The sequence below is a fragment of the Streptomyces sp. NPDC047841 genome, from assembly GCF_040704085.1.
GTDB classification, from domain to species: domain Bacteria; phylum Actinomycetota; class Actinomycetes; order Streptomycetales; family Streptomycetaceae; genus Streptomyces; species Streptomyces argyrophylli.
In genome coordinates, this window is the sequence record NZ_JBEYRP010000053.1 from 1 (window position 1) to 25,233 (window position 25,233).

The following is a 25,233-nucleotide window of genomic DNA, read 5'->3' on the forward strand; positions in this document are numbered from 1 at the left end:
CGGCTGTTCAACGCCGAACTCGGCACGACACCGGCCAAGTTCGTCGAACGCGTACGGCTCGACCACGCGAAGGCGCTGCTGGACGCCGGTCACAGTGTGGCCGCCAGCGCCCGAGCGGCCGGATTCGGCAGCCCCGAGACGCTGCGGCGCACCTTCGTGGCCCGGCTCGGTGTCTCACCGGGCCACTACCGAGCCCGGTTCGCCACGACGCACTCAGACCCCCGCCGAACTCGGACACCAGCCGCCGGCCGGAACGCCGACCAGAACGGGACCGCCGGCACCCCGTCGGCTCCGACACCGCGGAACGAAGTGCCACAGCCCGCCGAACGCGACGGCTGACCATCGCTCGGAAGCCCGCCCTGCCCCTGCCGACGCCCGGAGTACCGGCCCACCGGCCTACGGCGCCGGCGCGCTTGGCGCAGGTGCGGCCGGCCGACGGACGCGCGCTGGGGTGGGCCGAGTAGGGCCCGGCATCGGGTGTGCCGGTGCCTGACACGACGCCGGCACCCTGGCCCCGAATCGACGGAAGGAAGCATCTGGCCCCGATGGCCTTCGTCGCCCGAGCGGTGAAGGACCGTCTCACCGGGGGCTGCCGCCTGGGGCGTCGGTGTCGAGGAAGGCGGCGGTTCCCTCTTCATCGACCGCGACGGCCTGGCCACCGAGTACGGCAAGGACGCCTACGTGGTCCTCGCCGACCACCAGCCGGAACAGGCCGTCGACCGCGAACCGCTGACCTACTCCGGCTTCAAGGTGTGGAGACTGACGCCCGGGGCCACCTTCGACTTCGCACACCGGCCGACCTGCGGCTACTACCTGCGCAGCGTGTCCAACGGAGTTCTCGACGCCGATCCGTACCACGGCACGCCGGTCACCGACTGCGGCCTTCCCACCGGTACCACCCTCACCGAGAGCGAGCCGAACGACACCCGGGACACGGCCGACGACGCAACCACGCTGCCGTCCGGCGGCACCGTCACCGGCACCATGAAGTCCACCACCGACCGCGACTACTTCGCCGTCACCCTCGCCTCCGGCCGTACAGCGGCCGTGCACTGCGACGTACCGGCCGGCTACGACGCCGACCTCTACTGGCTGGACTCCGACGGCAGCACCCTTGCACGCTCGGTAAGCAACGGCGCGGGCACGAACGAGGCGCTCAGCTTCACCCGAACGGCCGCCGGAACAGGCACCTACTACATCGACATGGAGGCCTACAGCGGCTCCGGGACCTCGCCGTACTCCTGCCTCGTCACCACCGGCTGATCACGCACCGCCTGCACGCTGCACCGGGAGCGCTCGGGCGAACGGGCAGGCGGATGGCGAGGACGGCGACGTCACCGCCTGGCTCATCGGCGTGCCGGCCGGCTGCCGGCGGCGCATGGACGAGCAGGATCGACGGCCGCTCCTCGGCGAGGAGCGTTGTGACGATCCGGCACCGGCCCGGAAGGGCGCGACGGGCGGGACTCTCCGATCGCGGACCTGGGGAGCGGTGCCGGCCGGATGGGCGGTCGTCCCGCACCGGCACCGGCTCGGTTGTGGTCGGCCTGCCCGGCGCCGGTAGGACGCACATCGCCGACCTGGTGCAAGATGATGGAACGTGCCGTGGTGCGGAAAACAGAGCTGATGACATCTGCGGTAGAGGTGCGTCATGGCGAGCGAATATGAACACAGCCGAGTGGCGTTGCTGCTCGTTGACCTCGTGAACGAGAATTTCGCCCGGGAAGGCAAGGCGTACGCCGTCTACGCCCCGGAATACGAACGGCTGGGCACGATCGACAACCTGAAGAAGCTCATCGCCGGGGCGCGGCGGCACGAGCACATCCCCCTCCTCTACTCGAGGACCGCCTTCACCGACGAGGACTACTCGACGTGGAAGCACGTCTCCGGGATGCATCGGCAGATGTTCGTCAACCGGCTGTTCGAGGCCGGCACGTGGAACACCGAGTTCCACGAGGACCTGGCACCCCGGCCGGGCGACGTGGTCCTCGCGCCGCACAAGGGCCTGGACGTCTTCCACCACACCGACATCGAGTTCCAGCTGCGGCGGCGCGGTGTCGAGTACCTGGCGATCGCCGGGGTCTCGGGAATCATGGGCGTGGAGTCGACGGCCCGCACCGCGATGGAGCGCGCCTACCACGTCACGACGTTCACCGACGCGATCGCCGCTCCCGGCGGCTTGGTCACCTACCAGGCGATGATGCGCGGCCTCAACATGATCTCCCACAAGGTGGTCAGTGTCGACGACTTCCTGGCCGCGCTCGACAAGCCGGCGGCTAAATACTCACACCATTCCGGTCGGGAGAGCAGCGGGGATGCAGCGGACGCGAACGAGGCTGGCTAACTTCTGCGATCGGGTCGTGGCATCCGACCCCGGCCACATTCGGCTGCTGTCCGCCCTGAGCGCGGTAGCCGCGGTGCTGTTGACACTCGGTGTCCTCGCGGCGCTACAGGCCTCGGTGCCGATCCTGGTGACGGGAGCCCTCACGGCGACGGTCAGCACCGTGTCGGTCACCGAACCCCTGCCGCGTGATCAGGCACTGACCCTCGCGGCCGGAGCGCCGGTCGCGCTGGCGATCACAGCGGTCGGCAGCGCGCTGACGCCGTACCGGATCGCGGCGGACGTGGTGTTCGTGCTCGTGATCTTCGTCGCCATCTACATCCGCCGGTTGGGCGCGCGCGCGACCACGTTGGGCGTCTTCGCCTTCCAGCTCTTCTTCGTGACCCAGCTCGTTCAGAGCGGCGTCGACCAGTTGGCGCAGCTGTGCCTGGCCGTGCTGGTGGCCTTCGGCAGCTCGGCGCTGGTCCGGTTCGCCATCCTGCCCTCGCCGCCCGAGTGGACGCTGGCGCGGCTGCAGCGGGCCTTCCGGCTGCGTCTGGTCCTGGTGCTCGACGCGCTGATCGCGGTGACCGAGGGCGGACCCAAGTCACCGCGGGCCGATCGGGCGGTTGACGACCTGCGCCGGCAGGCGGCCCGCCTGCACACCGGAGCGATGATGATCCAGGACCGGCTGGAGACCGATACGCTCGACCGGCGCACCGTCGGCCTGATCCAGCGCCGTGTGGCAGAGGCGGAGACGGCCGTGGAACGGTTGGCCGTCCTCGTGCTGCGGGTCCTGTGGCCCGGTGCCGACGTCGACACCCTGACCCGGCACCTGACGAACATCCGACCCTTCGGACCCCCCATCGACGCTCGCGATGCGGCGACGCTGCCCGCGCTCGGGCTGGAACTGCGTACGCTGCGAGCGGTCGCCCGGCCGCGATCGGCAGGCGCCGATCCCGTCGAGCCGAGCAACCGACTGCTCGGCTACCGCAACGACGAGCACCTGCCGGGCGCGTCCCCGGTCATGCAGGACGTCTTCCGCTCCGCCGGGGAGTTCGCCCATGCCCTGTTCGGTCTGCGTCTGGCCGTCGAAGGGGACACCTCGGCATCCCAGGACGGCCCCGAGGCGACACGGTCGCGGGAGGAGCTCAAGGAGGAGGACTCCGACCTGGCGAGGGAGGCGGAAACCAAGCAGGACAGCCCCCGCATCCGCCCCACTACCAGGACCGCGCTCCAGGTCGCGACTGGATCGGCGTTGGCCGTCGTCGGCGGTGAACTGTTGTCGCCGCAACGATGGTACTGGGCGGTTTTCACCTGCTGGGTGGTTTTCATCAGCACCACGTCCACCGGCGAGCTGCTCGTCAGAGGCTACCGGCGGCTGATCGGCACGGTGTCGGGTGTCATCGCCGGGCTCGCCCTCGCCACCCTGATCGGTGACGACCCCTGGACGGCCTTCGCCTTCGTGATCCTCAGCGTGTTCGGCATGTACTACACGACCGCGGTGTCCTACACGCTGATGTCCTTCTTCGTGACCACGATGATCGGCATGCTGTCCTCGCTGCTCCACGCCCTGACTCCGGGCGTGCTGGTGGTGCGGATCGAGGAGACCGCGGTCGGGATCGCGTGCGGGCTTGCCGCCGCACTGCTCGTGCTGCCCGTACGGACCCGGGAACGCACGGACCAGTTGCTGTGCGACGTCCTGGAGCGGCTGCGCGCGGTGCTCGCCCAGTCGCTGGCCCAACTGGGCGGTCGAGCCGGCGGAGATCCGCTCGATCCCGCTCGCGGGCTGGATTCGGCCCTTGAGAGCCTGCGTCTGTCGCTACAGCCGCTGATCACCCAGAGCAGCCCCTTGCGGTCCCGCAGGCGTACCGCCCTCCGCGTGCTGGGGCTGCTGGAGACAGCCGCCTTCCACGCCCGCAGCCTGGCCACCACCGCGCAATTGATGCCGGTCGGCGTCCGCACCGGCGCCGATCCGTGCCTCCTGGCCGAGGCCGACCGGATCGACCGTAATCTCGTGACCCTGATCGACCAAGTGACCGACGGAGGCAAGGGCGAAACCCCGCTCGAACGCGGTTGGGAATCTCCCGCCCGGCTCCCAGTCGGGGACACGGCGCCTGCGGAGGAAGTCCATGCGACGCGGCGAGTGCTACGGCACCTGCAACGCGTCGACAAGAGCGTTCAGGGCCTGGCTCGAACACTGGGCATACCCGTGCACAGCGGGTGATGGCGCAGACTCCACTCCGCCAGGTGCGGCACGCAGGTCAAGCGGCCGGCCAGAGCGGCGCGGGAACCTCGATCCCGAAATCCTGCCCCCAGCGGTTACGGCTGCTGACCTCACCCACGGGCCGACGGTTAGCGGCCACCCCCCAGTGGCCACGCGGGCGGCCGAGGGCGAGCATGGCTGTCATGCACCAGCCCTCCTCGGTGGGGACGCCCAGCAACTCCATGACGCGCTCGGCCTCGTAGCGCAGCACCGTGGTGAGGGTGCCGCCGATCCCCTCGGCGTGCGCGGCCAGAAGCGCGCTCCAAATGGCAGGGTAGATGTTCGCGCCGCCGTGATCGTCGATCGCGAACACGAACAACAGGAGGGGCACGTCGGTGAAGTGCTCGGTGAAGTAGTCACCGGAGGCCTTGATCCGACGCATGGTCTCCGCGTGGGTCCCCTCGTCGTACACCGCCGTGCCGAGTTTGCCCGCCTCGATGTCCTCGTACTCCAGAGCCCGGCAACGGACGTACAGCTCCGCGAGCTCGGCCTTCGTCGCCGGGTCGTCGACGGCGAGGAAGTGCCAGCGCTGCGTGTTGCCGCCGTTGGGTGCCCTGATCGCGGCGTCCACGATACGGGCCTGGCTTTCCAGCGGAATGGGGTCGGGGTGAAGGCGGCGCATCATTCGTGTGGTGTACAGCGCCTCGTACACGTCCATGCCGTTACTCCGAGTCAGCGACGGAAACACTGGCAGGCGGTCGTCCCCGGCCGTGCCTCGGAGACGGGCCACTCACGCAGCGAGCGCCGACCGACAGGCCGTGGGCGCCTACCAGTCTATGCCTGCTGCTCTCGCCCCGGTCGGATGAGGGGAACTGTGACCGAACACCGTAGTTGGCCCCGCTGGCCAAGTACCGTGCTCAGGTCGGGCCCTCGTAACTGTGCACGCGCAGAGTGCCGGCCCTGGTGCCGGCACGGAGTTGCGGGCGCCTTGGTCAGCTGCCGCAGGCACATCCCGCGACAGCCTTGGCCTCGGTCGGGGTCTGGGTCGGGCCGACGGCCTGCTCGTCGGGGGTGCAGCAGGCGGGCGTGTCGCAGCAGGCGCCCGGAGCGGTGCCGGCCTTCTCCAGCGTGTCGGCGTCGGCCTTGACCACGTACACCTCCCAGGGCTCCTTGCCCGGACCGGTCACCCATGTCTTGTCCTGCAGCGCGTAGCAGCAGGAGGTGTCGTTCTCCTCGAAGGTGGCCAGGCCGGCGTCCTTGAGGCGGGTGGCGGCGACGGTGACCTGCTCGGTGGTCTCGACCTCGACGCCGAGGTGGTCGAGGCGGGTGTCCTCGCCGGGTTCGCCCTCGATGAGGACGAGCTTGAGCGGGGGCTCGGTGATGGCGAAGTTGGCGTAGCCCTCGCGGCGCTTGGCGGGCTCGGCGCCGAACAGCTTGGAGTAGAAGGCGATCGAGGCGTCGAGGTCGGCGACGCGCAGGGCGAGCTGGACACGGGACATGGCGATCTCCCAACGACTTGTTTCGACGTCTGTCGATACAGGCGACCTTGGCATCGGCATCGATGGCTGTCAATATTGAGGAATGTCGAAACAAGCTGGTCTGTCGGTCCTCGGACAGGATGCCGTCGCGTGCTGCACGCCGATCGTCCGCGAGCCGCTCGATGAGGGCGCCGCGGCGAAGCTGTCGGGGATGTTCAAGGCGCTGTCGGACCCGATCCGGCTGCGGCTGCTGTCGCTGATCGCCTCCCACGAGGGCGGGGAAGCGTGCGTGTGCGACCTCATCGGCCCGTTCGACGTTTCCCAGCCGACGATCTCCCACCACCTGAAGGTGCTGCGGGAGGCCGGGCTGGTCGGCTACGAGCGGCGCGGGACGTGGGTGTACTACTGGGTACTCCCCGAGGCCTTGGGGCGGCTGTCCACCCTGCTCCAGATCCCCGTGTCCACGAAGGCCCCGGCGTGAGCGCGTCCGCGCCGCTGATCCGGCGGGCGGCGGTCGAGAGGCCTGGGGACGGCTGCCTGGTCGCGGTGGTGGTCGGCTCCGGTGTCCAGGCCACCGAGCTGACCAGTGACGTCGGGACGCAGCTGCTGGCCGACTCCCTGGCCACCGTCATCGGGCCGGGTGTGCTGATCGCCCGGCTCGGAGGGGTGTCGGGGGCGCACTTCAATCCGGCGGTCACCCCCACTGCATGGTTCACCGGCCGCCGCACCGGCGACGGCCCCGCCCTGCGCGACGTCGCCGCGTACGTGCCCGGCCAGGCTGCCGGCGCGATCGCCGGCGCGGTGCTGGCCGACGCGATGTTCGGCAAGCCGCTGGTGCACTTCTCCACCCACGACCGGTGGGCCGGGCACCTGTGGCTGGGCGAGGTGGTGGCCACCGCCGGGCTGGTCTGGCTCATCTTCGGCCTGGCCCGCGCGGGCCGCGCGCACCTGGCGCCGCTGGTGGCCGCCTCCTACATCGGGGCGGCGTACTGGTTCACCTCCTCCACGTCGTTCGCCAACCCGGCCGTCACGATCGGCCGGGCGTTCACCGACACCTTCGCCGGCATCGCCCCCGCCTCCGTGCTGCCCCCTTCCTCGCCGCCCAGCTGCTCGGCGCCGCCGTCGGCCTCGGCCTGGTCGCCGTCTGCTTCGACCACCCGGCCTGCGCGGGCGAGGAAGAGGTCACCGTCCCCCACGGCGAGCAGCAGCCCGTGGCTCCCGCCCGTTCCATCGATGAAAGCGCCCTGGTCTGATGAGCTCCTCCGCCACTGCGTCCGTGCTGTTCGTCTGCGTGCACAACGCCGGCCGCTCCCAGATGGCCGCCGCCTTCCTCACCCACCTCGGCGGCGACCGCGTCCAGGTCCGCTCGGCCGGCTCCGCCCCAGCCGACACCGTGAACGCGGCCGTGGTCGAGGCCATGCGCGAGGCCGGCATCGACATCTCCGCCGAGACCCCGAAGATCCTCACCACCGAAGCCGTGCATTCCTCGGACGTCGTGATCACCATGGGCTGCGGCGACGCCTGCCCCTACTTCCCCGGCAAGCGGTACCTCGACTGGCAGCTCGACGACCCGGCCGGACAAGGCGTCGAAGCGGTCCGGCCGATCCGCGACGAGATCGAGCGACGCATCCGCCGCCTGCTCACCGAACTCGGCATCGAGCCCGCGGCGTGACGGCCACCGACAGGGCCAGCTCCAAAGCGACCACGCTGGCGCTCAGGCCCGCCCACGTACGCACGTCGAAGCCCGTCAACTCCTGCCAGCGGTCCACCCGATACCTGACCGTGTTGGCATGGATGTGCAGGGCCCGGCCGGTGTCGGTGAGAGAGAAGCCGTGCCGGGCGAACGCGCGGATCGTCTCCGCCAGGTCCGGGTGCTGCCGGGCCGCCCTGGCACCCGGTCCGAGCAGCACGGCCAGCCTGCCGGCCTGCGGCCTGAGGGTCGCGGTCAGCCATTCGTCCGCGAACCGCGCTACCGAGGTGCCGCCCGCGGGCAGCACCTCCAGTGCGTCCACGATGCTCACACCGGCCCCCGTCAGCCCCTCCCTGACCAGGCCGATCCCCACCGGGGCGTGCGGACCGAGATCGCGAAGCGTTTCCACGAACAGGTCGGCGGACACCCCTTGGAGCACCGCCATCAGCACGCTGTCCCGCTGCGCACAGAGCACCACCCCGCGGTGGCGGCGCATCCTGCCCCGCAGCGCCGTTGTGTCCTCCTCCGACCACGCGTGCCCCGGGGAGCAGACTGCCTGGAAGGTGCCGGAGGGATCGAAGCCGAGCGCCTGCGCCATATGAGCGTGTTCCGCCCGGGGCGGCCCGCCCGCGGTGAGAGCGTCCAGGAAGCGATGCGTCAGCGCCAGCCGGGCCGCGTCCTGCGCGCGCACGGCCTGCCCGTAGGCGTCGGCCGCCGCGCTGCTCGCCCGCTCGATCCACATCCACACTGTGCCCACCAGCCCGGCCAGCTCCGAGCGCATCGCCTGGTCATCAACGCCCGCCCGGTGCAGCAGGAGGTTCCACATCTCCCGGTAGCCGACGTGGTAAGCGCTCACCACGGACTCCAGTGCCAGTCCTTGCTGGGCCCGGCGGCGCCCCAGCTCCCGCGCCCGGTCGCTCTCCTCCCGCGTGGGCGGCCGGCGCGTGATCAGACCAGTGAGCAGGCCCTCGTACTGCACGGTCACCGCGCGCTCGTGTTCGGCGCGCCCCACCACCGCATAGCCCGGGATCTCGCTGCGGATGCGGTCCACGATGCCCGGGACCAGCGCATCGAGATCCGCACTGACCGCCCGGCACACCGACCTGACCCGCTCGCCGCCGTCCGCGGCGAAGGCACCAGACACCTGACCCCCTGACTCCCGCGCCGAGCGGACATGTGCTCCAACCGCAGGCTTCGTGATTTCCACAATCATCTCACCGTCGAGTTCTCCGATACCCCTCTGGCGGCCCCCGCGCCACGCGGGCGAAGCTGAAGCGCATGAGCACCCCCGCCACTCCCGCGACCGTCACGGTCGCGGAGTACCTGCTGCACCGCCTCGCCTCGCTGGACGTACACCACTTGTTCGGCGTGCCCGGCGACTACACCCTGTCACTTCTGGACACCGTTCTCGCCTCGGAGATCGCATGGGTCGGCTGCGCCAACGAACTCGGCGCCGCCTACGCGGCGGACGGCTACGCCCGCGTCCGGGGCTTCGGCGCCGTACTGACCACGTTCGGCGTGGGCGAGCTGAGCGCGATCAACGGCATCGCCGGCAGCTACACCGAACGGGTGCCCTTGGTGCATATCACAGTCGGCCCCTCCCAGGAGGCCGAGCGGTCCGGGGCCGTGGTGCACCACACCGCAGCCGACGGCGACTACGACCGCTTCGCCCGCGCGCACGCTCCCGTCGTGTGCGCCTCGACTGTGGTGCGGCCGCAGACCGCCGCGGAAGAGATTGACCGGGTGCTCACTACCGCGCTGCGCGAGCGCCGCCCCGGCTATCTGCGTCTGCCCTCGGACGTGGCGGCCGTACGCGTCGCGGCGCCCGCGGGGAGCCTGGACGCGGCGGTCGAGACCGACCAGGAGAGCCTCGCCGCCTTCCGCGCCGCCGCCAAGACACGGATCGAGCAGGCCCGGAACACTGCCGTCCTCACTGACTTCCTCGCCGACCGTTTCCGCGTCCAGGCCGCGCTCGCGGCGCTGATTGCGGCAGGCGCCTCGCCGTGGGCCGTCCTGTCCTCGGGCAAGACCGTCCTGCCCGAGGACACCCCGGGATTCGCCGGCGTCTACTCCGGCGCCCTCGCCGCACCTGAGGCGCGTGCAGCCGTGGAGGGAGCCGATCTGCTGATCCGGGTAGGCGTCGTCGCCGCCGACACCACGACCGGGGGCTTCACCCACGGCTTTGATCCGGAGTCCGGCATCGACCTCGGCGCCGACTGCGCGAGCGTGGACGGCAAACGGTTCGAAGGGGTGCCCTTGCCCGCGGCGCTCGCCGTGCTGACCGGCCTGGTCGCGCGCCGGTTCGGCGGCCCGCAGCGGCCCGTGCTGTCCGCCCCCACCCCACCGGTCGCCGCTGACCCGGCCGCGCCCCTGACCCAGGCACACCTCTGGCCAACGCTGGCCGCCTGGACAGGCCCTAACACCCTCGTAGTGGCGGAGCAGGGCACCTCGTTCTTCGGCATGTGCGTCCAACACCTGTCCGGCGGGGCGCGCTTCATCGCCCAGCCGATATGGGGGTCGATCGGCTACACCCTGCCCGCCTTGCTCGGCGCACAACTCGCCGACCCCTCCCGGCGCGGGCTGCTGCTCATCGGTGACGGCTCGGCCCAGATGACCATCCAGGAGCTCGGCACCCTCGCCCGGCAGCGGCTGACACCGGTGATCGTCCTGGTCAACAACAACGGCTACACCGTCGAACGCGCGATCCACGGCCCGCGCGCCGCCTACAACGACATCGCCACCTGGGACTGGCAGAAGCTGCCCGCAGCCCTCGGCGCCCCCGACGCGCTCATGCTCAGCGCGGCGACGCCCGCCGAACTCACCACCGCGCTGGACGCCGCCGACCGGGCCACCGACCGCATGGTCTTCATCGAAGTCCACACCGGCACGCACGACGTGCCGGAACTGCTGCACCGGCTCGCCGAGAACGTGCGGGCCCGAAACAAGGGAAAAGCATGAACCAGCTCCTCCAGCCGCTCCAGTCCCTTCAGTCCCTTCAGCCGCCCGAGCGGCTCGTCATCGTCGTCGACCAGGACCTGCCGCTCGGCCATCTGGCCAACGCGGTGAGCGATGGCCGATGGTCACGAAGAGGTCGTCCAGTTCCAGGTCCCACTGCTCGGCAACACGCTCGGTGATCACGTGGGGAGACTGCCCAGCACCCTGTGGCCACTTGCGGCGCTGTCGCACGATCGAGGGGCAGCCCATCGAAGGCCACCCCTGACCACTCCGCGGCCCATTACGGCACCAAGGCGGGCTGTGCCACATTGGTGCGCATGTCAGATGCCGTGTACGGACTGGTCGGGGCGCTTGGCGGGTCGCTGGTCACGGCTGCGGTCGCATACTGGGGCCCGCTTCATCAGCAACGCGAAGTTGCAAGGCAGACGGAGTTGCAGCGAAGCGCAGACATGAGACGCGCGGAGATCCAGGCAGAGATAGGGCGGCTGGTTGACGTCCGTTCGACGCTGCGTGCGTGGCAGTTCGTACTGGACGGCGCCCTTGCGGAACTGCAGCTGGCCGGCACCCTCGACATGGATCGGTTCAGGGAAGAAGAGCGGGAGGCGATGGCGAAGGGCATGAGGGCCCTAGACGACCTGATGCACGATCAGTGGTACGTGGTGATCTCGCACTATGGAGCCCCCCACGGGCCCTCCCAACCGACGCACAGATCCTCAGCGCACGGCCTTCTGGCAGAGACGCTGAAGGAGTACGGGGCACGCATCCGAGCGATCGGGCTGGCCGGTCGCCCGGCATCGGTTGCAGAGAAGCAGCAGCTCGATGAGCTAAGAGCTCAAGCTAGCCAGGAGCGGGGCAGGATGAGCGAGATCATCGAGGGTCGCCTGGAGAGGATCGTTAACGATCTGCCTCACAACTCGACCCCGCGCCGAAGTCCGTGACGTTGAGCACCAGAACGGCCAAAGGAAGCACTCAGTGGCCAAGTGGCGTGCTCAGTCACATCCGTGCCGGTCGGGGTGGTTGGTGTCGGGTATTGGGACGTCGACCTCGTAAATCCGCAGGTGCATGACGTCCAGCTCCTCTCGTCTGCTCGGTGACGAGGGTCGTTGATCAGGCGGCCAGCCGGTGGGTCACCGGGGCCGTGGAAGCGAAGTACGTGTCGGGGCTGGGCTCGTAGCCCCTGGCGCAGGGGTCGCAGCGGCCCTGGGTGCGCAGCGGCAGGCAGAAGTAATACCGGCGCCTGCACTGCGGGCACGTGGACCTCCCGGCCATCGCTCGGTCCAGCGCCCCGTGGCAGGGCGGTTGGTCTCCACAATCCCGGTCATCGCCCAAGGTGCGCCCCGCCTGGTTTCGGTGCATGGCCGGGGCAGGGGCGTGGAAAGGTAAGCATGTTCAACGGGCAATTAGTTCGGACATATGAGGCACCTGGCCTGCGGGGGAATCAGTGGCACCTACCGTGAGTTGGAGCACCGGCCATGCACCCCACCCTTCATGTGCGCTTCCACGTACTCGGCCCCCTCGAGATCTGGGCGGGAGACCGGCGGATCAGACCTGGTGGCCCTATCAACGAACGCGTACTCGCCATGCTGCTGCTTGAGGCGGGACGGATCGTACCCGTCTCGCGGCTGGTCGAGGCGGTCTGGGAGGAGGAGCCGCCGCCCACGGCGGTCCACCAGGTCCGCAAGGCGGTCGCCGATCTGCGCCGGCGGATACCGTCCGGGCACGAGTTCATCGTCACCGCGCCGCCTGGCTACCGCGTGATGCTCGAGGACGGTCAGTGGGATCTGCGGATGTTCGACATCCGGATGCGGCGCGCGCAGGAAGCCCGCGCCGAAGGCCTTCTCGAAAACGCTGTCATGCAGTTGAGAGCCGGACTGGACGCCTGGCGTGGCCCCATCCTCGGCGGCACGGGAGGCTCCCTCATCGACGCCGCCGCGGCAGCGTGGGAAGAGAAGCGCCTGACCGCCACCGAGCAGTGCTTCGAACTGCGCCTCGAACTAGGCGAGTCGAGTGGGCTCATCGGTGAACTGCGCGAGGCCGTCACCGCGCACCCCTACCGGGAAGTGCTGCGCGGCCACCTGCTGCTCGCCCTCTACCGCGCCGGACGACAGGCGGAGGCGCTGGAGGAGTACACGCGGCTGCGGACCTCGCTGGCGGAGGAGCTGGGCATCGACCCCGGCCCCAAACTGGCCGCCCTGTACGAGCGGATCCTGCGCGCCGATCCCGAGCTGGACGCCCCACCGGTCGCCCGCGACACCGCCGAGCCGCCCTTCGCGGTCACCGGGACCCTCCCCTGCACACTGCCGTACGACCTCGCCGACTTCACCGGCCGCCATGAGGAGATCCAGCGACTCGTCACCGCGCCGTCCCCCACGGGCGACCGCACCAGCCCGCACATCCTGCTCGTCGACGGCATGGGCGGAAGCGGCAAGACGGCCTTGGTCGTGCACGCGGCACACCGCCTCGCCGACGCCTATCCCGACGGGCAGCTCTACGTCGACCTCCGCGGCTTCACCCCCGGCGAGGAACCCCTTTCACCGGCGACGGCGCTCGGCGTACTGCTGCGGGCGATGGGGGTGCCCGGTAAGTCCGTGCCCGACGACGTGCTCAGCCGCGTCGCACTGTGGCGGGTCACCAGCGCCCGCCGACGACTGCTGCTGGTCCTCGACAACGCCGTCGACGCGGCACAGGTACGCCCGCTCCTGCCCGCCTCCCCCGGCAGTCTGGTCCTGATCACCAGCCGGGTCCGGCTGCCCGAACTGGAGGGCGCCGAAGGGCTCTCCCTGGGGCTGCTGTCCGAGGAGGACAGTGTCGAGATGGTGCGCAGCATCCTCGGCGCCGACCGGGTGGCCGCCGAACCGGACGCCGCGGCGCACCTGGTCCAGCTGTGCGGCCGGCTTCCGCTCGCCCTGCGGGTGTCCGCCGCCCGCCTGCGCAAGCGTCCCCATTGGACGCTGCGCCACCTGACCGAACGGCTCGGCGACGACTCCCGCATCATGGGCGAACTGGAGTCCGGGGACCGGAGCGTCGCCACGGCCCTGCGGATGTCGTACGACGCCATGAAACCCGAACACCGCGCGCACTTCCGGCTGTTGAGCCTGTATCCGGGAGTCGACTTCGCGGTGCCGGTCGCCGCCGCCCTCCTGGACACCGATCCGCACAGCGCCGAGCGGGTCCTGGAGTACCTGCTGGACGTGCATCTGCTGCAGGAGTTCGAGTTCGGCCGGTACTCCTTCCACGACCTGGTGCACAGCTTCGCCCGTACCCTGCCGGTCGACGACACCCCACAGCGCTCCGCGGCGGTGCGGCGACTGGCCGCCCGCATGGTGACCGACCTGGAACGCGCCTGCGACGCCCTGTTTCCCGGACGGGTGCGCTACGGCTGCGCCCCGCCGACCGAGGCAGCGGCGGCACCGGCCCTGCGGCCCGAGGAGGCGCAGCGGTGGTTCGCCCAGGAGTGGCGAAACGTTGTGGCGGTCGTCCATCTCGCCGACCAGCACGGCCTGCACCGGCACGCCGCGTGGCTCAGTCGCGGTGTCGGCTTCCATCTGCATGCCCAGAACCACTTCTCCGATTTCGAGCACACGGCACGGCTGGCCGTGGACAGCGCCCGCAAGGAGGGCGATCCGGAGCTGCTGTGCGTATCGCTGATCAACCAGGCGGTCGCCCAGTGGCAGCGTGACCTGTTCCAGGAGGGCATCGCCTCGGCCGAGGAGGCGCTGGAGATCGCCGCCGGCCGGGAAGACCCCCGTACCGAGGCGGCCTGCCTGAGCCGGCTCGGCGTGCTGTGCACCAGCGTCGGACGCCTGCGGGAGGCCGTCGGATACCTGGCGCGTGCGAGCGAGGCGCATCGCGCGCTCGGCTCCGCCCGGGAGGAGGCGCAGGCCCTGGCCAACCTGTGCTTCGCCAGGGAACGCCTGGGGTGTCTGACCGAGGCGGTGCAGGCCGGACAGCGGGCCGCCGCACTGGCCCGCGACACAGGTGACGCGGGGATCGAGGTGACCGCGTTGGCCAATCTGTCGCTCGCCCATCTCGGCCTGGAGCGGCTCGAAGCGGCCGCCGAGTGCCTCGACCGGGCGCGGACGCTGTGCGGACCGCTGCGCGCACCGGCGCTGACCTCGCTGGTGCTGTGCAACCTGGCCGAGACGGAACTGCGGTCAGGACGCCCGGACACGGCTCACGAGTACGCGGTGGACTCGCTGGACCTGGCCCGCGGCCACGGCTCTCAGGCCAGACAGGCCGCGGCCGAGAACGTGCTGGGCCGGATCGACGGTGCGCGCGGGGAGCACCGGCGGTCCGTGGACCGCCACCAGGCCGCGTTAGTGCGGGCCACGGGCATCGGGCTGCGCACGGAGATGGTCCGGGCGCACCAGGGGCTGGCCCAGTCGCTGCGTGCCCTGGGCGACGGGATGGCCGCCGACGGGCACGTCCTGGCGGCGCGGGAGCATGCCGCAGCGATGGCGCTGGGCACGGGGCCGGAAATGGACCCGGCCGCCGGGCCCTGAGTGTGGCACGTCGGGGCGCGGCGGCCGGAAGCAGGCCGCGGTGACGGATTCGGCGGTCAGGGCGCGGAGCCGGCCACGACGTCACCGCCCGGCACGTGCGCCGTCGCCGTCCGGGCCGCCCGTGTCGGGCGGCCCGCGGCCGGGAGCAGCCGTGCGGCGATCAGCCGGGACAGGGCTGCCGCGCGGGCGGCCCGCGGGCCCGACGGCAGCGTGACGAACTCCGTGCCGGACGTGGAGTGGCGGCACCACGCTTGCAGAGCGGACCCGTCGAACCGCGCCGACGTCCGGTCGGTGCAGACCACGAGCCGGCTCTCGGTGACCGTGCGGCGTACGTCGGCCGGGACCGGCGACGTCGTGGTACGGCCGGGGGCGACCGCGTCCGACACGAACAGGGTGGTGCAGACGACGTGCCCGAGGGCCCGCTCGAACACCCCTGCCAGCGCGAGGCCCAGATGGGCGCCGGTTCCCCAACCGTGCACCGCGAAGGGGCCGCGCACGCCTGCGTCGCGTACCTGACGGGCGAGCGCCTGCGGCCGGTCGGGCGAGGTGGACGCCTCTGCGCCGGGGCGCAGCACGACCGGCCGGAGGTCGGCGGGCAGGGCACGGACCAGGCCGGCCACCTCCGCCGCCGGGGTGTCCGGCCCCGGCAGGAGAACCAGCGGAAACCGCTCCTGGTGCACCGTCATCACGGTCTCCTCCCGGCCCGGGGCGCGACGGCTGTCAGTGAGTGGGGCCGACATCGGTGGCCAGGACCTGGCTGCGTCCGTCGACGGTGTGCGCGCCGGCGGACCCCGCCGTGGCACCCGCCCAGCCGATCACCGCCGCCATGACCACGGCCAGTGCTCCCCGTCCCAGCCATCGCATATCGCGCTCCTTTCCGTTGCCCGTTCTCGATGTGCCACTACCGTGCAACCGGCTGATCCCGACGACATCCCGGCCCGATACCGCCCGGTTACCGGCAGGTCAGAGGCCGTGGCTACGGTGTCCGTCCACGACGGACACGGGTCCTGCACCGGTACGGAGGACACCGTCAGCCATCACGGCGAGGTCGAGGCGGCCTGTCCGCGGGCGGTGGCGGCATTCGCCGGCGACGCGGGAATCGCTCACTTGGCCGTACGTGTGCGGCAGCAGCAGCCGACCGTGCGCGCAGGCGGTGGCCCGGACCCGTGGAACCGGGCTGCTACCCGCGGTCTCCGGCAGGTCGAAAACGGCCGCATCGTCGGCGCCGTCGCCGACGAGGACGGCTTCCCTGAGCTCACCGCGCGGATGTCCGGTGCCTCCGCCGCACCCTGCCCGTCTACGCGCGCGAACCGCCGGCATCCGACGCCGACGGAGTCCTCCCCCGGCTCGCCGGGGGACCGAACCGGCCCCCGACGACGGGCACCGGGCTCTGCCCCTCCACCGGAGCTGAGTCAGGGCGGCAGATGGCACGCCTCCCCTCGCGCGTACAAGTACGCCTGCGTCATGAGGAGTTCGACGACGGCCGTCTCCTCATCGTCACGCGGGCCGTAGACCAGCAGCGAACCGCGCGGTACAACGGTCACGCCCCACCCTGCCGCGACCGCCCACCGCGCCCACCGGCCGGGCAGCATCAGGTGCACGCTCCCGTCGTACGGCGGATGCACATGCCCGAACTCCGAACCGGCCAGGAACGCCTCGGCCGGCCCATGGGCGAGGACCGGCGCGAGATGGAACGCGCAGGTCCCCCGTACGCAGACGTACGAGGGACCCGTGCGGACCCCGTCGAGTGCGGCGACGGCGTCGACGAGCCGCTGTCTGAGCGCGGCCGGTGCCGGGTCGGTCAGCTGCTCCACCGGATCACCGGTCACGACCAGCGGGGCGGCGCCCCGGCGTAACGGCAGCGGCATGCCCGCTCACCTTCCCGTCCGGCTGCCGGTCACGGCGACACCCTCCGGATCGCCGCGCTGCGCGGCACCGGACACGGATGGCGGCTCACGGTCCTCACCCCGCCGCGACGCCCGGGGCGGGCGGCGTTTCGGCGAGGCGGAAGCCCATGGCGTAGATGTCGCGCCGGTACCAGCCGTGCCGGCGGCGGCAGCGGGCGAGGTCGGCGTAACGGGTGAAGCTGCCACCGCGGGCCACCCGGTAGGTGGCGTCGGTGTCCGCGTGCAGGTCGTCGTCGACGTACTGACCGCCCGGGTAGGGGCGGTAGTCGTCTGCGACGTACTCCTCGACGTTGCCGGCCATGTCGTACACGCCGAACGGGCTGCGTCCTGCCGGGTACATTCCCACCGGAGTGGTGACCAGGGGCCCGTACTCCACGGTGTTGGCCAGGTCCTCGCCGGGCTCCTCGCCCCACGGGTAGGCCCGCCCGTCACCGCCCGAGGCCGCGTACTCCCATTCCGCCTCGGTCGGCAGCCTGAAGGGCCGCCCGGTGCGGCGGGCGAGCCAGGCCGCGTACGCGTCGGCGTCCTGCGGGGACACGCTCCACACCGGATGGTTGGCCAAGTGGGCGGGGTACACGCCGAAGCGCCAGGAGGTGGGCAGCCCGGCCTCCGGGTTCTCGGTCAGGAACAGCCGGTACTCCTCGTTGGTGACGGGGTAGCGGGCGATGCGGAAGGCGGCGATGTCGGCGTCGTACTCCGGTGCCTCCTTCGCGATCCAGGCGCGCGTGACGCCCACGTGCCGCCAGGCGGCGGCGACGGCGTCGACCCGGTCGGCCGCCAGGCCCAGCCGCACCCGGGCGGCCGGGACGTCCGCCATCGCCGGTGCCGCCGGGTCGATGCGGGGATCGCCCAGCAGGGCGAGGAGTTGGCCCGCGGCCAGCCGGAGCAGCCAGTCGGCCTCCGGGTCGGCCACCCGCGCGGCCAGCTCCTGCGGGTCCTTGCCCGCGAGCGAGCGGGTCAGCTGCCGCAGCCGGTCCTGGTCGACGCGGTCGGTGAAGGCCGCGGGCAGCCCCATCGCCGTGCGGTCGTCCAGCTCGTTGGGGTTGACCATGAGGGTGTCGGCCGTGGTCATGGCGCGGGCTCCGGCTGCGGCTGCGGCTGCGGCTGCGGCTGCGGCTGCGGCTGGAGCGGGTAGACCCGGCCGTCGTAGGAGGAGGCGAGGAACCGGCCGCGGGCGGCGTCGTAGTGCAGGCTGGAGATGCCCGCCGTGGTGGGCCGCCATACGTGCGGCCAGTTGCCGGTGGTCACGTCGTACACGGCCACCGTGCCCGCGTACGATCCCGTCGCCACCAGACGGCCGTCCGTGGAGGCGGCGACGCACTTGACGGAGTGGTCGTGCGGTGTGGGCACGGTGCGGCTGGTGCGGCCGTCCCAGATCCGCAGGGTCAGGTCCCGGCTGACGCTGGCGAAGCGGCCGCCCGGCAGCGGGGCGCAGCCGTTCGCGATGCGCGCGTGGGCCTCGTCGACGCGGCCGGTCTCGGTGAACGTCTCCAGGGAGAACCAGGACACCGAGGCGTCCGCGCACACGGCGAACAGCGTGTCACCGGAGACCGCGACGCCCTTGACCGCGTTGGTGTGCAGCGGCAGCGTCGCGACGTGCTCGGGGTCCTGTCCCTCGCGGACGGCGAACACCAGGCCCTCTCCCGTGTAGGCGCCGACCACCACGTGCGGCACGCCGTCGCGGGCGAAGGCGGCCGCGCAGTTCAGCGGTGAGCGGTGCTGGTGCAGGACGCGGCCGTCGCGGGCGTCGAAGATCCGGCCGAGCTGGCCGCCGGTCAGGACACGGTCGCCGACCTCCACGAGGAAGTTGCACAGGCTTGCGGTGGCGGCGCGCTGCTGTCCGTCGACCCATACGATTCCGGCGTCGCCGGTCGTCCAGACCGCGCCGTCGGCGGTGGTGAGGACGGCGTTGACGCACGCGGTGGGCTCCACTGCCGTCAGGTCCCACGTTCCGTCGGTGACGCGGTACACGGCGTAGGACGAGCCGAAGGTGCCGAAGACGAGCGTGGAGTCGTCGAGGAAGGCGCACGAGCGGGCCCACACCTCGGCGGGGAACTCGGCGGTGTGCGTGAGCCGGAGCCCGGCGTCCGCGTCGGAGGCGTCCCACACCCGCAGGGTGCGGTCGTAGCTGAGGCTGACCAGGGACTCCGTGGCCGCGTTGTACACCAGTCGCTTGATGCCGGCCTCGTGGGCGGTGGCCTTGCCGGTGCGGCCGTCGGCGATGGTGATGATCTCGCCGTCGTCATTGCCCGCGTAGACCACGCCGGCCCGGGTGATCGCGATGGTGTCGGTCTCCACACCGCCGAGGTCGACCTCGCCGACCATGCCGCCGGCCGCCAGGGACCAGCGCTTGACGGTGCCGTCGTCGCTGGAGGTCAGCAGTTCGTCGCCCTCCCCCAGCCAGGCGACGGAGATGACGTCGGCAGTGTGTCCCTCGAACCGGGCCACCAGCGAGCCCGTGAGGTCGTACACCCGTACCAGGTGGTCCCGGGAGGCGGTGGCGACCAGGTCCCGGGTGGGGTGGAAGACGGACATCTCCACGTCGTCCTTGTGCTCGCTCAGGACGGCCCGCAGCTTCAGGTCCGGCACCGACCACAGCCGGGCGGTGTAGTCGCTCGACGAGGTCAGCAGCAGCGTCCCGTCGGGGCTGAAGGCGACCTGGTTGGCCAGGTGGTCGTGGACCGCGCGGGCGAGCGGCACCCGTGCCGCCACGTCCCACAGGATGACCTGGTTGTCGTAGCCGGCCGTGGCCACGTACGCGCCGCCGAAGGCCGCGACGCCGCTGATCGGCCCGTGATGGCGTATCACGCTGACTCCTCCAGTCGGATGGTGTGCGAGGTGCGGGCGACCTTCGCCGTCAGGTAGCCGGTGTTGTGCGGATTAACGAAGACGCCCGTGGCGACGGTGCGCCGCACCCGGATGCCGTAACGGCGCAGCTGCTCGCACTTGTTGGGGTTGTTGGTGAGCAGGTCGATCTCTTCGTGGCCTACAGCGAGCAGCATCTGCGCGGCCGCCGCGTAGTCGCGCATGTCCTCGCCCAGTCCCAGGGCCCGGTTGGCCTCGTAGGTGTCCAGGCCGCGGTCCTGCAGCCCGTACGCGTCGAGCTTGTTGTACAGGCCGATGCCGCGTCCTTCCTGACGCAGGTACAGCAGCAGCCCGCCGGCGGTGTCGATCATGCGGAGCGCCTCGCGCAGCTGGGGGCCGCAGTCGCAGCGGGCGGAGCCGAACACGTCGCCGGTCAGGCACTCGGAGTGCACCCGCACCAGCGGCACGCCGTCCTGGACGGTTCCCAGGCGCAGCGCCAGGTGCTCACGACCGTCCACCAGTCCGCGGAAGGTCATGACTCGGGCGGTGATCGGCTCTCCCGTCGCCGGGTAGAGGGGGATACGCACGCTCTGGCGCACCTCCGCCCGCGGCGGCGGGTCACCGGCGCCGTCGCGGTGCCGCAGGGCGGGCGCGGAGGGGGCCCGGAGGCCGGTGGTGCGGGTGTCGCCGGATATGTGGGGCATGTCTTCCTCCTCCTAGGCCGGCTCGGTCGTCGCCGGGTTCGTCGGGGTCCAGGCGGTGCGGGCGCGGTAGAGGTGGACCATCACCACCGACGAGACGGCGCCGAGCGCCAGGAACGTGGCGTGCGGGCCCGCAACATGGTCGAGCGGGGGGATCACAACAGGGGACAGCAGCGCGGCGGATCCGGTCAGCAGCCACATCAGGCCCGAGGCACGGCCCATGACGGCCTGCGGCAGGTAGCGCACCCGCAGCATGACCACGGCGGCCAGCAGCGCGCCCTGGGCGACGGCTCCGAGGACCAGTGCGGTGAGGAACAGCGGCCACACCGGCGACGCCAGCAGGGCCAGGGACACCGCGCGGGCGGCGAGGGCCACGGGCAGCAGCGTGCTGGGCCGCAGCCGTCGGCGCTGCGAGACGAGCAGGTTGCCGGTCAGCAGGCTCAGGTTGACGGCGGCGACGACCCAGCCGGCCTGCTGCCCGGACAACCGCCAGGAATGGCGCAGTTCGAACAGGACCAGGGACGTCAGGCCGGTGCCGCAGACGGCTTCCAGCACCATCTGCAGGACGAGCGTGACGGCGATGCGCTGGTCGGCGGTGACGTCGTGCCAGACCTTGTACAGCCGCGCCGGGTCACGCCGCCCGGCGCCCGCGGCGGCGCGGCGCGGCGGGCGCACGCCCACCGCCCACACCGCCAGCGGTGCGAAGAACGTCGGCAGGTTCAGCCACAGCACGCCCAGGTAGCCGAGCCACGGCAGGGTCGCCGCGACCAGGACCGGCCCGGCCAGGGTGGTGGCGAGGAACAGGCTGTTGAGGGTGCCGCGGGCGCGCGCCGGGCAGCGCGGGAACATCACGGGTACGTCCGTCATCCAACCGGTCCGGTAGGCGACCCCGCCGGCCGCCACCACCAGGGCGCACACGAACAGCGTCCAGGTCGGCGGATGGCCCTTCCACAGCAGCAGGTTCATCGCCAGGGCCGCCGACGCCTGCGCAAGCAGCCCGTACAGGACGAGACCGGACGTGCCGCGCCGGTCGGCCACCGAGCCGAACCAGGGGGCGAGGAGCATGCTCATCGGCACGGTGGCCGCCAGCCACGCCATCACCGTCAGCGCGCCGGTCAGCCGGTACGCCAGCAGGGGCAGCGCGGTCGCGTACAGGGCCTCGCCGACGTTGTTGACAGCGTTCCCGGCGGCGAAGACGAGGAAGGGGCGCTCGGTGAACGGGGAGGGCTCCACCACCTCGTCGCCGCGGGCGGTGCCGTGCCCGGCGCGCACCCGGCCGGCCGTGGTCACGGCCGGGCCGCGCCGGCCGCGGCGGGGAAGGGACGGGCGCCGGAGGAACGCGGCAGCCACAGGTCGCGCAGCACGGTCAGCACCGGACCCTCGCCGCTCCGGTCCAGCCGGTACAGGCGCAGATAGCCGCCCCGGCCTCCGACCACCACGTACGCCCGGCCGTCGGCGCCGCGCAGCGCGGTCATCCCCTTGGGGAAGTCGGGCAGGTCCTCGTGCAGGGCGAGCAGTTCGCCGCTGTCGTGGTCGTAGGCGGCGATCTGCATGCCGTAGGTGACCACGCACAGCGTGCCGTCGATCAGCGCGCAGTTCTCGGCCGTGTTGTCGAGCAGTTCCACGAACTGCCGCCGCGGCTTGTCCTCGCCGACGACCAGTTCCTTGACGCCGCCGCCTCCGGTGACGCACAGCCGGTCGCCGTCGACCAGCAGCCGCTTGGGGTAGCTCTCCAGCTCCGTCTGCCAGGAGACGCGACCGCTCTCGTCGTATGCTGCGAGCCGCCCGGTGCGGCAGCCCAATACCCTTCGGCCGTCCGGCAGATAGGCCGACGCCCACGCGCTCGCGGGCAGCCCGTCCACGTGCAGCAGCTGCCGGCCGGTGGCCGCGTCGAACTCGTAGCCGCCGGCGTTGCTGGCCACCAGGACGCGGCTGTGGTCCGGCGACACGGAGACGGTGTGGACGATGCCGGGCAGCCGGGCCTCCCACACGGTGGTGCCGTCGGGGGTGAACCGGCGCACGGTGTCGGGCCAGAAGATCGCCACCCGGTCGTCGCCGCACGGCTCGGCCCGACGGGCGAAGCCCGGCGCGCCGTGATACTCGTCGAGGAGGTCCAGCCGGGCGTGCTCGCCGCGGGTGTCGAGGCGCACCACGGCGGTTCCGTCGTCGGTGGCGGCCAGGACGGTGGTGGGGTCGCCGGGCAGCGGACGCAGGTCCCACACGCACTGGCGGGGGAAGTCGAGCCGGTGCAGCACCTCGCCCTCCGGGGACAGTGCCGTGATCTCGCCGTCCTGGGTGAGGGTGTAGACGCGTCCCTCCTCGTCGATGGTGACGTCGATGATCTGGTGGCTGAAGCCGGGGACACGCTTGCGGACGGTCAGTTCGGGGGTGGTGTTGTCGAACAGGAGCAGTTCCCCGTCGAAGCCGCCGATGTAGGCGGTGGTGAAGTCCGGCGAGAACACGAGCCCTTCCACGTCGTTGCGGGCGAAGTGCATGCGCTGGTCGACCGTGCCGTCCAGCCCGATGGTGACCACGCCGTTGGAGACGTTGTGGGTGTCGCCGATGCCGGCGTCGCCGATGGCCCAGAAGCGGTGGTGCCGGGCGTCGTAGACGACGCGGTGCACGTTGGAGGTGTCGATGCGCACCGTGGTGGGGAACGACCACTCCTCCAGCGAGCCGAGGTGCACGCACCCGTGCCGGTCGGCGACGGCGTGTACGCCCGGGGCGTCGGTGCAGAACCATTCGAGCATGTCGTAGCCGTGCGGCCAGGGGACGATGCGCTCGACGGCGAAGGTCTCGACGTCCAGGAGGACGACCTGGAAGTACCCGTTGTCCACGTACGCCTTGCCGTTCCACACGCCGATGCCGCGCAGCATCGTGGGGGACGGCTGTTCGCCCTCCAGCAGCAGGGAGCGGTCGGCGGTGGTGCGGGCGTCCAGGCGGTCGGCCAGGCGCAGCGTGTCGGCGTGCCAGCGGCAGATGGTGCCGGACTTGTCCCGGGTGATGATCCAGTCGCCTGCGAGGGCGACGCCGTACACCGGGCAGCCGGCCGGGTCCTGGGCCACGGCGGGCAGACCGGACGACCGGCGCAGGGTCAGGTCGTGGTCGAGGCGGTGCAGGCCACCGCGGACGTCACAGGCCAGGAGCCCGCGGCCGGGCAGGCTGACGATCCGTGTGATCCGTTCCGGGATCTCCATGGTGAGACTCCACTCCTGTCGGACGGGCTGAAGCGGCAACAAAAGTGAGCAGAAAGGCTGAGAAGCAATAAGAAAGGCCGCGCCGGCGGGTCACGAGCCGCGTCGTGTGAACGTGGACGTGCCCCCCGGGGCTGGGGTGACCCGGCCCCAGGGGGCGATTCCTCACTGCACTGGAAGGTGAGGACGCATCAGATGGCGGCGCGGGTCACGCGGCGGACGAGCTTCGTCATGGGACTGCACCTCCTTCGCATTCTTTACCTCGTGGCATGGGAACTGACAGGGCGCCTCAGATGGCGGCGCGGGTCACGCGGCGGACGAGCTTCGTCATGAGGGGCACCCCCTTTCCTTGATCAGGGCTCCACGTGGCGTGGTGCCGAAGCGAAGTGCCGTCCGTGGCCGGACGGGCGTTCCTGCCACCGACGCGTACCTTGTAGGCACCATGCACGGGGGCAAGTCTGTGAAGGACGCGGCGCATCACGGCACCGCGCCGGGAGCGGCGGTCTCAGGCGACGCTTGCGGGGTGCAGCCCACCGTCACCGGCCGGGCGGATCACTTCGGCGTCGGCGGCGCCGCGCCGCGCCGCCCATACGGCGTCGGCCAGTTCCTCCAGCAGGGCCAGGACCGACGGATCGGTGAACCCCTGACCCGTACGCGGCAGGGCTTCCGCGTCCCCGAGCGCCAGGGGCCGGTGGTCGATGAGGACCGCTCCGGAACGTTCGAGGTTCACCCGCAGTCCCGGCTGCGCGTCCGCCGCACCGCGGGGCCCGGGCGAAGCACTCATCAGCGCCGTCGGCAAGCCGGTCAGAGCACTGTCGCCCCAGGGCCGGGAAAGCCAGTCCAGAGCGTTCTTCAGGACACCTGGAGCACCTCCGTTGTAGGAAGGGGTGCTGATCACCAGGGCGTCCGCCGATCCGAGCAGCCGCCGCGCCCGTACCACCGCGGCCGGGCCGTCAGCCGTGTCGAGGTCCTGGTCGTAGTACGGCACAGTCCGCAGATCCAGCAGCGGCGTGCGCACCTGTCCACCCCGCCGCGCCAGCAGCCGGCCGATCGTCACGACGGCGGTGCTGTTCACCGAGCCGCGCCGCAGACTGCCCGACATCAGTACGATCCTGGTCACCCCGGACTCCCTGTCCTTCGGACGGTTCCCCACCGGGCCCCGCCTTCCGATGACGTCAGAGTGCCGCAGTGGGTTCCCGACGCGATCCCGATCCGATACCGGGGGCTGGCACAGGTGCACACACCTGCCGAAGGCTGCGGCCACGCCGGTGCGCAGGGGCGCTCCAGAGCCAGATCTCCTGGCACCACAAGGACGTTGGACAGGAGAGGGCAACTGGGCAGCGGCACCGACCGCTTGCAGGGCTCGGGCGGCCGCGAGGGTCGCCAGGGCCTGTCTGACAATTCGCGTCGTCGCCCGGAGGGCGGCCGCGCGGCGTCAGGTGCGTGCTCTCGGGGCGCCGGCCCCAGGCCCTCGTACT

At 71.5% G+C, this 25,233-nt stretch carries 22 protein-coding genes and 1 pseudogene; 10 read left to right on the plus strand and 13 right to left on the minus strand.

The window, feature by feature from the left end; translation table 11 throughout:
- The 4 genes from AB0947_RS40835 to AB0947_RS40850 all read left to right on the plus strand — a co-directional run.
- Nucleotides 1-339, plus strand: a 339-nt coding sequence (locus AB0947_RS40835) for a helix-turn-helix domain-containing protein (protein WP_366755442.1), incomplete at its 5' end; no start/stop codon positions are given.
- Between the two features lie 342 nt (nt 340-681).
- Nucleotides 682-1,263 (plus strand): PPC domain-containing protein, encoded by a 582-nt coding sequence (locus AB0947_RS40840; RefSeq protein WP_366755443.1) that lies wholly within the window; start codon nt 682-684, stop codon nt 1,261-1,263.
- 385 nt (nt 1,264-1,648) lie between these two features.
- A complete protein-coding gene (locus tag AB0947_RS40845) occupies nt 1,649-2,341 on the plus strand; it encodes an isochorismatase family cysteine hydrolase (protein ID WP_366755444.1) in 693 nt (230 codons plus the stop codon).
- 16 nt (nt 2,342-2,357) lie between these two features.
- Nucleotides 2,358-4,544, plus strand: a complete 2,187-nt coding sequence (locus AB0947_RS40850) for an FUSC family protein (RefSeq protein ID WP_366755445.1) — start codon at nt 2,358-2,360, stop codon at nt 4,542-4,544.
- A 37-nt stretch (nt 4,545-4,581) separates the two neighbouring features.
- On the opposite strand, the gene AB0947_RS40855 is transcribed toward AB0947_RS40850, so the two are convergent.
- Together AB0947_RS40855 and AB0947_RS40860 are read right to left on the minus strand one after the other, a co-directional pair.
- Nucleotides 4,582-5,241, minus strand: coding sequence for a nitroreductase family protein (locus AB0947_RS40855; RefSeq protein ID WP_366755446.1), 660 nt, complete (start codon nt 5,239-5,241; stop codon nt 4,582-4,584).
- 274 nt (nt 5,242-5,515) lie between these two features.
- Nucleotides 5,516-6,022: an ArsI/CadI family heavy metal resistance metalloenzyme gene (locus tag AB0947_RS40860; RefSeq protein ID WP_366755447.1), complete on the minus strand. Its 507-nt coding sequence runs from the start codon at nt 6,020-6,022 to the stop codon at nt 5,516-5,518.
- Nucleotides 6,023-6,104: 82 nt separating this feature from the next.
- Between AB0947_RS40860 and AB0947_RS40865 the strand changes: the two genes are divergently transcribed.
- The 3 genes and pseudogenes from AB0947_RS40865 (at nt 6,105) to AB0947_RS40875 (ending at nt 7,673) form a co-directional block, all read left to right on the plus strand.
- Entirely contained in the window at nt 6,105-6,482 is a 378-nt protein-coding gene (locus AB0947_RS40865) for a metalloregulator ArsR/SmtB family transcription factor (RefSeq protein WP_366755448.1), read from the plus strand.
- Nucleotides 6,479-7,254, plus strand: a pseudogene (locus tag AB0947_RS40870) (aquaporin). The gene AB0947_RS40865 and the pseudogene AB0947_RS40870 overlap by 4 nt, the downstream one beginning before the upstream one ends.
- On the plus strand, nt 7,254-7,673 hold the full coding sequence (locus tag AB0947_RS40875) for an arsenate reductase ArsC (protein WP_366755449.1): 420 nt from the start codon (nt 7,254-7,256) through the stop codon (nt 7,671-7,673). Before AB0947_RS40870 ends, AB0947_RS40875 begins: the two are co-directional and overlap by 1 nt.
- Here the strand turns inward: AB0947_RS40875 and AB0947_RS40880 are convergent.
- Nucleotides 7,642-8,835: a helix-turn-helix domain-containing protein gene (locus AB0947_RS40880; RefSeq protein ID WP_366755450.1), complete on the minus strand. Its 1,194-nt coding sequence runs from the start codon at nt 8,833-8,835 to the stop codon at nt 7,642-7,644. The genes AB0947_RS40875 and AB0947_RS40880 overlap by 32 nt on opposite strands.
- A 134-nt stretch (nt 8,836-8,969) precedes the next feature.
- Between AB0947_RS40880 and AB0947_RS40885 the strand changes: the two genes are divergently transcribed.
- Entirely contained in the window at nt 8,970-10,649 is a 1,680-nt protein-coding gene (locus AB0947_RS40885; RefSeq protein ID WP_366755451.1) for a thiamine pyrophosphate-binding protein, read from the plus strand.
- Between the two features lie 314 nt (nt 10,650-10,963).
- Nucleotides 10,964-11,584, plus strand: a complete 621-nt coding sequence (locus AB0947_RS40890; RefSeq protein ID WP_366755452.1) for a hypothetical protein — start codon at nt 10,964-10,966, stop codon at nt 11,582-11,584.
- Between the two features lie 169 nt (nt 11,585-11,753).
- Here the strand turns inward: AB0947_RS40890 and AB0947_RS40895 are convergent, their stop codons facing one another.
- On the minus strand, nt 11,754-11,915 hold the full coding sequence (locus AB0947_RS40895; RefSeq protein WP_366755453.1) for a hypothetical protein: 162 nt from the start codon (nt 11,913-11,915) through the stop codon (nt 11,754-11,756).
- 203 nt (nt 11,916-12,118) lie between these two features.
- Between AB0947_RS40895 and AB0947_RS40900 the strand changes: the two genes are divergently transcribed.
- Complete coding sequence (locus tag AB0947_RS40900) at nt 12,119-15,148, plus strand: BTAD domain-containing putative transcriptional regulator (protein ID WP_366755454.1); 3,030 nt, start codon at nt 12,119-12,121, stop codon at nt 15,146-15,148.
- 56 nt (nt 15,149-15,204) lie between these two features.
- On the opposite strand, the gene AB0947_RS40905 is transcribed toward AB0947_RS40900, so the two are convergent.
- The 9 genes from AB0947_RS40905 to AB0947_RS40945 all read right to left on the minus strand — a co-directional run bounded on the left by AB0947_RS40905 (nt 15,205) and on the right by AB0947_RS40945 (nt 24,875).
- Nucleotides 15,205-15,834: a hypothetical protein gene (locus AB0947_RS40905; protein ID WP_366755455.1), complete on the minus strand. Its 630-nt coding sequence runs from the start codon at nt 15,832-15,834 to the stop codon at nt 15,205-15,207.
- 34 nt (nt 15,835-15,868) lie between these two features.
- Complete coding sequence (locus tag AB0947_RS40910; protein WP_366755456.1) at nt 15,869-16,012, minus strand: hypothetical protein; 144 nt, start codon at nt 16,010-16,012, stop codon at nt 15,869-15,871.
- Between the two features lie 548 nt (nt 16,013-16,560).
- On the minus strand, nt 16,561-17,016 hold the full coding sequence (locus tag AB0947_RS40915; RefSeq protein ID WP_366755457.1) for a luciferase family protein: 456 nt from the start codon (nt 17,014-17,016) through the stop codon (nt 16,561-16,563).
- A gap of 94 nt (nt 17,017-17,110) precedes the next feature.
- On the minus strand, nt 17,111-18,127 hold the full coding sequence (locus AB0947_RS40920) for an SUMF1/EgtB/PvdO family nonheme iron enzyme (RefSeq protein ID WP_366755458.1): 1,017 nt from the start codon (nt 18,125-18,127) through the stop codon (nt 17,111-17,113).
- Nucleotides 18,124-19,863, minus strand: coding sequence for a WD40 repeat domain-containing protein (locus AB0947_RS40925; protein ID WP_366755459.1), 1,740 nt, complete (start codon nt 19,861-19,863; stop codon nt 18,124-18,126). Before AB0947_RS40925 ends, AB0947_RS40920 begins: the two co-directional genes overlap by 4 nt.
- On the minus strand, nt 19,860-20,564 hold the full coding sequence (gene ribA / locus AB0947_RS40930) for a GTP cyclohydrolase II (protein ID WP_366755460.1): 705 nt from the start codon (nt 20,562-20,564) through the stop codon (nt 19,860-19,862). Before ribA ends, AB0947_RS40925 begins: the two co-directional genes overlap by 4 nt.
- A gap of 12 nt (nt 20,565-20,576) precedes the next feature.
- Nucleotides 20,577-21,851 (minus strand): MFS transporter, encoded by a 1,275-nt coding sequence (locus AB0947_RS40935; protein ID WP_366755461.1) that lies wholly within the window; start codon nt 21,849-21,851, stop codon nt 20,577-20,579.
- Nucleotides 21,848-23,758, minus strand: a complete 1,911-nt coding sequence (locus AB0947_RS40940; protein ID WP_366755462.1) for a PQQ-binding-like beta-propeller repeat protein — start codon at nt 23,756-23,758, stop codon at nt 21,848-21,850. Before AB0947_RS40940 ends, AB0947_RS40935 begins: the two co-directional genes overlap by 4 nt.
- A gap of 502 nt (nt 23,759-24,260) precedes the next feature.
- A complete protein-coding gene (locus AB0947_RS40945) occupies nt 24,261-24,875 on the minus strand; it encodes an NADPH-dependent FMN reductase (protein WP_366755463.1) in 615 nt (204 codons plus the stop codon).
- Between the last annotated feature and the right edge of the window lie 358 nt (nt 24,876-25,233).

Bases quoted from the DNA above. Each gene is read 5' to 3' on its own strand.
- AB0947_RS40845 (WP_366755444.1), top strand. From the start codon at position 1,649: ATGGCGAGCGAATATGAACACAGCCGAGTGGCGTTGCTGCTCGTTGAC.
- AB0947_RS40855 (WP_366755446.1), bottom strand. From the start codon at position 5,241: ATGGACGTGTACGAGGCGCTGTACACCACACGAATGATGCGCCGCCTT.
- AB0947_RS40860 (WP_366755447.1), bottom strand. From the start codon at position 6,022: ATGTCCCGTGTCCAGCTCGCCCTGCGCGTCGCCGACCTCGACGCCTCG.
- AB0947_RS40865 (WP_366755448.1), top strand. From the start codon at position 6,105: ATGTCGAAACAAGCTGGTCTGTCGGTCCTCGGACAGGATGCCGTCGCG.
- AB0947_RS40875 (WP_366755449.1), top strand. From the start codon at position 7,254: ATGAGCTCCTCCGCCACTGCGTCCGTGCTGTTCGTCTGCGTGCACAAC.
- AB0947_RS40885 (WP_366755451.1), top strand. From the start codon at position 8,970: ATGAGCACCCCCGCCACTCCCGCGACCGTCACGGTCGCGGAGTACCTG.
- AB0947_RS40890 (WP_366755452.1), top strand. From the start codon at position 10,964: ATGTCAGATGCCGTGTACGGACTGGTCGGGGCGCTTGGCGGGTCGCTG.
- AB0947_RS40895 (WP_366755453.1), bottom strand. From the start codon at position 11,915: ATGGCCGGGAGGTCCACGTGCCCGCAGTGCAGGCGCCGGTATTACTTC.
- AB0947_RS40900 (WP_366755454.1), top strand. From the start codon at position 12,119: ATGCACCCCACCCTTCATGTGCGCTTCCACGTACTCGGCCCCCTCGAG.
- AB0947_RS40905 (WP_366755455.1), bottom strand. From the start codon at position 15,834: ATGACGGTGCACCAGGAGCGGTTTCCGCTGGTTCTCCTGCCGGGGCCG.
- AB0947_RS40910 (WP_366755456.1), bottom strand. From the start codon at position 16,012: ATGCGATGGCTGGGACGGGGAGCACTGGCCGTGGTCATGGCGGCGGTG.
- AB0947_RS40915 (WP_366755457.1), bottom strand. From the start codon at position 17,016: ATGCCGCTGCCGTTACGCCGGGGCGCCGCCCCGCTGGTCGTGACCGGT.
- AB0947_RS40920 (WP_366755458.1), bottom strand. From the start codon at position 18,127: ATGACCACGGCCGACACCCTCATGGTCAACCCCAACGAGCTGGACGAC.
- ribA (WP_366755460.1), bottom strand. From the start codon at position 20,564: ATGCCCCACATATCCGGCGACACCCGCACCACCGGCCTCCGGGCCCCC.
- AB0947_RS40940 (WP_366755462.1), bottom strand. From the start codon at position 23,758: ATGGAGATCCCGGAACGGATCACACGGATCGTCAGCCTGCCCGGCCGC.